Below are 6,939 nucleotides of genomic sequence, written 5' to 3'. Positions count from 1 at the left end.
CAAAGTGGAACTGCAGGACCACGACAGCCAGACCCTGAACCGGGAATGGCTGCTCACCGCCATCACCCACACCGGCAAACAGCCCCAGGCTCTGGAAGAAGAGGGTGGCAGCGAGCCCACCCGCTATCACAACACCTTCAGCGCCATCCCGGCCGACAAAACCTGGCGCCCCCTGTGTAATCACAAACCCGTGATGGACGGCCCCCAGATGGCTCTGGTCACTGGCCCGGACGGGGAAGAAATCCACTGCGACCAGTACGGCCGGGTGAAAGTACGATTCCCGTGGGATAGATACTCAAAGAACGACGAACACAGCAGCGCCTGGTTGCGCGTGGCCCAGGGCTGGGCCGGCGGCCAATACGGCTTCATGGCCCTGCCCAGAATCGGCCACGAGGTCATCGTCAGCTTTCTGGACGGCGACCCGGACCAGCCCATCATCACCGGAAGAACCTATCACGCCACCAACACACCGCCGTACGCGCTGCCGGAGCACAAAACCCGCACCACCCTGAAGACCAAAACCCACAAGGGTGAGGGCAGCAACGAGCTACGCTTTGAAGACGAAGCGGGCGAAGAACAGATCTACGTGCACGCCCAGAAAGACCTGGACCTGCTCACCGAACACAACCGCACGGAAGTCATCAAGAACGACAGCCACCTGACGGTGGAGAACAACCGCTTCAGCCACACCAAAGGCAACCGCCATCACACCGTGGATGGCGAAAAGCGCGAGCAAACCGGCAAAGACCACAGCTTCAATGTCACCGGTACTCTGCACCTGAAAGCCGGCACCGCCTGGCTCAGTAATTCCGGTACCGAGCTGCACATCAAAGCCGGCCAGAAAGCCGTCATTGAGGCCGGCGCCGAAATCACCCTGAAAGCCGGCGGCAGCTTCGTGAAGATCGATCCCAGCGGCGTGGCCATGGGGGGCGCGAGTATCAAGATGAATGCCGGTGGGACTGCAGGTAAAGGCAGTGGGCAGAAGGTGCAGGTGCCGGAGATGCCTGGGTTGGTGGATGCTGGTGGTGCGTATACCGACCCTGCTGCGCTGGCCACGGTCGGCCAGAGAACCAATGCGCAACCGGATGCCCAGATTCGCGCGCTGCAGGAAGGCAAAGCCCTGACCTCCATTTGCCAGGCAGAAGAGAGCACATCGGGAGATGGGTCCGATGTTTGATGTTTTCGACGCACCTTCACAAACCAGCGCTCAGCTTCAGGACATGCATTTCAATTATGTCCTGATTGATGGCAGCAAACGCGCAGAGGCGGAACGCTGGCTGTACGAGCTTGTTGACACCCCGGACTATCGCAATCTTTTTGATGGCACTGAATGGGCATCGATTCGCGATGTTGCACCGTTGCTGGTGCGCACCGACCGGGGCCACCCGTTGTTGGAACAACTGTCTCTGGAAGGCAAAGCACAAGAGTGGGGTTACGCGATCGCCAGTGATGAATCGTTGGACGCGTTAGCTGATCATCTACGCCGGTTTATCATGGTACGCCACCCCTTGGGCTACAACGTCATGTTGCGGTTCGCCGACCCCACCGTCGCAAGGGTCCTGCTGGCTTCTTCCGGTGATGGTGGGGTGCCCGAATACTGGTCTCCGTATACTGCGGTAAAACTCCCGGACGCCTTATGGGATGGCTGGCACCTTCAGATACGCCCGGACTGGTTACCGGAGGTTGGCGTTGGACGGAACGTGGAGAGTAGTGCGTCATTTCGACTGGGAGAACTCACCCTCAGCGGTTTAACGGACACTGATCGACGCGCAACGTTGGTCAAATTGATGCAGCACCTTGAGACCTATTTCCCGAGTAGAGTGGCGTCAAACGTAAGGCAGGCTTTGATAAAGGATATTCGGACCATCATGGAACAGGCGTTGGCCAATGCCTATGAATCGCTACAGGCCTTGCTCCACTGGTGTACCGTATACGGTTATCTGGGAGAGCTGTCGCTATGGCATACAGCAGCCCCTGGTGTTTATGACCTTTTTCATCGGTGGCCAGGAACGGCCGCAGAAGCCCAGGCCAGAGAAGCGGCGATGATCGCCATGTCCTCTGCTGGAGCCCAAGTGCAAGGAGAGCCGATTCATGGGTAAGCAACTTACTAACCCCATAGCAGCCGCCGACCGCGCAAGCCTGGCAAGCACCACGGCTCAGGGTGCCTGCCCTTTGACCCGTGCGGATATTCAGTTGATCCCGGTACGATACGCTTATGCCGATGAGGCGGCGGAACACCCCTCATTGGAGCCGCGGTTCAACCTCGAATTTCAGCCGATTGGCATTCGCCAGATACGGGATGGCTACCTGTACCTGTTCCATTCGGATGCGCCTGACATTCTGCATGAATACGAAGTCAAAGACGGCGGCGCGGTCACCAAACGTTTATGGCAAGGTAATGAAGCCTCTCAGGATCAGCGTACCGGAACCCCCGATACACCAGCTATCGTGGTGCCGCGCCGTGGGCATGTCGATGTGTTTTTCTCGTCCACGCAGCTGACCGCGAAAAAGTGCAGCATGCTTATTAGCTGGGAAGATTACCGTAAACAGGTGATGCAGCGGGTGAGATTGTCGGGTTATTGCCCCATCAACGGCAAGCCCCAGCTATTGAGCCAGGCAAGTCTGGAATCGCTACTGACCCACCCGGACACGCAAACCGTGCCCATGGATGGGAAAACCCATTTACCCTCCTGGTACTGGGCCCAAAATACACTGGATACCGGCTCTGAACCGTTCGCCCATCGATTGGCGGCTTATGATCTGGACCATGCGTACATCGTGGTTGATGATTTTATGGGCCACATTGACGACCTGTTGGATGCCTGGGCCATTGTGGATACCAACCATAACGCATGGTTGGAGGCAGAGGACGCGAAATACTATCCTGCGCGCTTCATCAGCGATCTGATTCGATTGGATGACGACCGAGTCGCTGAGTTGGCCCGCGCGTTTTCGGAGCAGGTCGAAGATGAAGATGCCAAGGCATTGTTTGAAAAGGTTGCTGTGGGGAGCCGCGACCAACATGTTCAGTTGAAGGAACTGATCGAAGACTTCCCGGAATATCAGCAAAGCGCCCGAAAAGTCGCCGGCCCCAGCACCTATAGCTATATGCCGTCCGACCATGAGCGGGTCACCAGAGTGCGTAACGCAGCTGACGCGCTGGCAACAGACATGGGACTGTCGCAGCGCGAATTGTTCAGTATCGTCGAGTCCATGTCGGACTATCAGTCCAACCTTGTTGACGGCTCCGATTTCGCTGGTGAGCAAGGCATTGCTGACCTGGTGAAGCTTGACGACATGAATGCCTATCTGGAACAGGCGCAGCAACACCTGTCGAAATTCTCCGAAGAGAAACGACGCATCGTCACGGATATCCAATCTTTGTTGTCCACCTTCTACCTTCATGGTCATCTGTATGACCGGAAAAGCGAAGACAGCTACATGGCGCTGCTGAAAATGGACAACGGTCTGATTGCAGTGCTCACGGAGTGGGCACAAGCATCGGGTGATTTTTCATTCCTGAAGCAATTCTACTTTGAGGAGATCGGGCATCAGCATTTGATCTCGCTGGATCTGAAACCCGAGATCATCCCTGGCACGTTAAAAGATGTAATCGACGGCCTGAAAGCCATTATGGATGCCAAGCAAGCTCCGGCGGCATACAAGGAATGGGTTCAGCTGGTTGAGCGGAGCCCCCACTTGCAATTTCCATCTCTTTCAGAGGGCGCTGCCGCACAACTCAGCCACCACCTGGCCCAGCTCAATATTACCGGTCGATTGGCGGTATTCGAGTTGGTTCAAGCGGCGGATGCCGCCGATTTGCATGGCCGTCTAAGGCAAGTGTTTGAGCGCATGGATCCTGGCCTGCGGGCCCACGTCTTCGAGAACCAGAGGCTGTACCAGATTGATCTGGAGATTGCCGATGCTGACAGCCTTACCAGGCATGAATCTCTCGTGAAGGAAATCGAACGGCTTGCCAAGTTACGTGAGGAGGTTTTGGAGCGGGAAAATCGCCTTCAGCAGCGGCATAGCGAGGCCAGTACCCGAGACCGTCGCCGATATAAACGAGAGTACGATGAACAGATCCGAGCCATCCGAGCCCAAAAGCAAGAGCTGACCAATCAGCTCCGTGAGCGAGGTTTTCAACTGATGGATACGTCCCCGGTTGAGGGGGATAACCACAGCGGAGCGCTCTTGATTGCTGGGTTGACCCGGACCGCATACGGCCATGCGGTGCAATCCGAAGTTGATGAACTGAAACGCCTGAGAGACCGTGGTGGGCTTACTCGCATGATGGATTATGGGCGGGGTATCTTGACCTCTGGGCAAGACAAGCTGGAGATGCCGAAACGCATTGGCGGCATGGGATTGGTGTCGTTTATGGGATTGGTTGGGGCTGTTGGAACATGGGATGCAATCAAAAAATTGATAAATGACGATCCGGATGGAAGCTGGGCAGACGCGTTTTCCGGAGCCACGGGCACAATCGGCGCGGCAGCCAGCGTTTTGACCATTGTTAGCAGTGCGCGTCTGAATTATTACTATAATGCCATTTCCCAGGCGGATGAGGTTCTGACGCGGTTGGCACGGGTGAATGTGTGGGGGGGAACCGTTGCGGCTTGGGCGGGATTTTTCTCGGCTGGCGCAGATGGCATAAAGCAGTTTTTCTCCATGATTGACAGTAACAAAAGTGGTGGGGAGCGGACTGGAGCTGGGCTAACGTTAAGCGGTGATGTTTTGCTTGGAGCAGGTAGCTGGCGAATGGCTAGAACCGGATCTGCAGGTATCTATCACGTCCTCCGCAAAACCTCTGCGGACATCACTTGGAAATCGGTAAATCGGGGGATGTTGTCACTGGCCGGTGGTTTGTTCCGGGGGTTGAATGTTTACCTGTGGATAGGCACCGCCTTGGTCTGTATTGGTAACTGGGTACAAAGTTATTTCAAGCGAACGGACGTACAGCGCTGGTGTGAGCAGAGCACTTGGGGCAATGACGCCAAGGGTTGGGATACGAATCAGCAACGCCATGAACTGGCCAAGGTCATTTACCAACCCACTCTGTCAGTGAGGGCAGAGCAAGCCGCGTTGGATGGGCGGACAAGTTATTGCGCCTTTCGCCTGGAATTGCCCGGACTGAGTTCGCTGGAAGTAGATAACATGGAATGGGCAATCCTGCGGCAGGAAGGCACGGCCTGGGACCCTGATCACGACTACTGGAATCAGGCCATTACTACCAAGAGGATGGGCACGGCGGGTGTTGCTTTGGAGCTTTCCCTCACCGGAGCCGACCTTGATACGACTGACGGTTTCTACCTGGCCTTCCGTTACAAGACAGCAAACTCCCCCAACTGGTTGCCAGAGACAGACAAGGCGTACCATTACAAGCTGACCTTGCACGAGCAGGGTAATTTGCCGATGGTCGGCGCTAACGAAACGAAAGAGTGGCAGCCAATAACACCTCTGAATGCGCCGGACACTCGATTGACCCCATTGATCATCAACTACTATGCCCTAGTAAACCACCCGATTACGTCCTGACTATGACCAAAGCTAACCAGAGCCCATCACCAAATCAAACATCGCCTGAGCCCGACTGGGAAGTCGGAGTGCGCCGAACCACCAAAGATGGTCGGTTACTGGCTCTGAGTCCGGAACCGGCAACGACAGGTGAAAGGGCGGTGGACGTCAATGCCTGGATTCGACGGAAAACCGATGGCTGGCTGGATTTACAGCATGGCAACTTGTTGTTCGGCGCTGAGTTTTCCCTAATGTTCTTGAGCTTAAGTTTGTTATCCATTGGTTTCTTAGGGTTTGGTCTTATGTTCGCAGTGGGGCCGGACCATTTGGGCAACTGGGATTGGGAGGCGCCACTGTTCATGCTTGTCGGAAACCTCCTGATCTCTCTGCCGTGGGGACTGTACATGCATTTCCTGGGTAACAAAGCCGTGAAAGAAACGCCTCCGGTGAGACTGAACCGGCAGCGCCGGGAAGTGGCTATGCCACGCTGGATAGAGGGGAAGGAATTCAAGCTGCCATTTTGGAATGAGAATGCAGCCGGCTTTGCTTACATGCTTATTGCTTTCACAATCGCCGCCACTCTATATGCTCCTGTGGGCCTAAAAAATAATCCTCCAGAATATGTCCAAAGTGTACGAGATTATTTGCTAATAGCTTTGGTAATCGAAGTCTTAATGGTAGGAGCCTACCTATATTTTGCCCTCCGCCTAAAGAAAAAACACGATCCCAAGCTTGTCTACGAGATCTACCCCTGGGACACGCTGGTTGCCTATATCGAAACGAAACAAAACATTGGCCCTAGCCTGATGGCTACCCACACGGTTCTCACCCTGGCGATTCCGAAACCCGACGACCCGGAATCGGCCTTGGCGGCTGCAAGTATCAACGTCGGCCATGAAACCGCCGGCCTGGCCCAATGGGAGTGTATTCGCCAGTTTATGGAAAACGGTCCCGAGGCTTGCCCGGATCCGAAAGAGGACGAAACCCTGGCCCACTACAAAGCCAAGTGCAGACAAGCCCGCAAAGAGATGTCCTTGTTGCCCTGGCTGGGCAAGAAAGTGGGCGACTGGTTCTTCCAGCGATACCTGGCCCATATCATCACCGAACGCCGCATCAAGACCCTGGCCCTGAAGAGCCTGCCCGAGGAGCTGAAAGCCTGGTCCGCGCCTTTGCCAAAAGAGCAATGGGCCAAGCCATCCGAGGCACTACAGCGTCTGAATCAGCAACTCACTCGTGCTTACGAGCGTGGCCTGAAGTTTACCCAGATGGGACCAGTGTCTGAATGGCAGGCGGGGCGCGAGGGAAAACAGCCACTAAAGCGAAGGACAGGTCGTTTCCAAGCCTGATTGTCTTATTGATTAATGGGCTGCTGTCGGATGCGGGAACCGATTGTTATCAGATGAAGGCGGCGCGCTGACTGAA

At 55.5% G+C, this 6,939-nt stretch carries 4 protein-coding genes; all 4 read left to right on the top strand.

All coding sequences use genetic code 11. The annotated features are described in order from the left end of the window. On the top strand, positions 1-1,177 hold a 1,177-nt coding region (locus QPL98_RS11630), incomplete at its 5' end, for a type VI secretion system Vgr family protein (RefSeq protein WP_303293305.1). Further along, positions 1,170-2,099: a DUF4123 domain-containing protein gene (locus QPL98_RS11625; RefSeq protein WP_303293304.1), complete on the top strand. Its 930-nt coding sequence runs from the start codon at positions 1,170-1,172 to the stop codon at positions 2,097-2,099. The genes QPL98_RS11630 and QPL98_RS11625, both read left to right, overlap by 8 nt. Then, positions 2,092-5,538 carry a toxin VasX gene (locus tag QPL98_RS11620; RefSeq protein ID WP_303293303.1) on the top strand — a complete coding sequence of 1,149 codons (3,447 nt, stop codon included), beginning with the start codon at positions 2,092-2,094 and terminating at the stop codon, positions 5,536-5,538. Before QPL98_RS11625 ends, QPL98_RS11620 begins: the two co-directional genes overlap by 8 nt. 68 nt (positions 5,539-5,606) lie before the next feature. After that, complete coding sequence (locus QPL98_RS11615; protein WP_303293302.1) at positions 5,607-6,863, top strand: hypothetical protein; 1,257 nt, start codon at positions 5,607-5,609, stop codon at positions 6,861-6,863. The last annotated feature ends 76 nt before the right edge of the window (positions 6,864-6,939 follow it).

Origin of the sequence: Marinobacter sp. ST-43 (assembly GCF_030541085.1) — a bacterium.
GTDB classification, from domain to species: domain Bacteria; phylum Pseudomonadota; class Gammaproteobacteria; order Pseudomonadales; family Oleiphilaceae; genus Marinobacter; species Marinobacter nauticus.
The sequence above is the reverse complement of the archived record's forward strand: the minus strand, read 5'-3'. Positions and strand labels throughout refer to the sequence as shown.

Bases quoted from the DNA above. Each gene is read 5' to 3' on its own strand.
- QPL98_RS11625 (WP_303293304.1), top strand. From the start codon at position 1,170: ATGTTTGATGTTTTCGACGCACCTTCACAAACCAGCGCTCAGCTTCAG.
- QPL98_RS11620 (WP_303293303.1), top strand. From the start codon at position 2,092: ATGGGTAAGCAACTTACTAACCCCATAGCAGCCGCCGACCGCGCAAGC.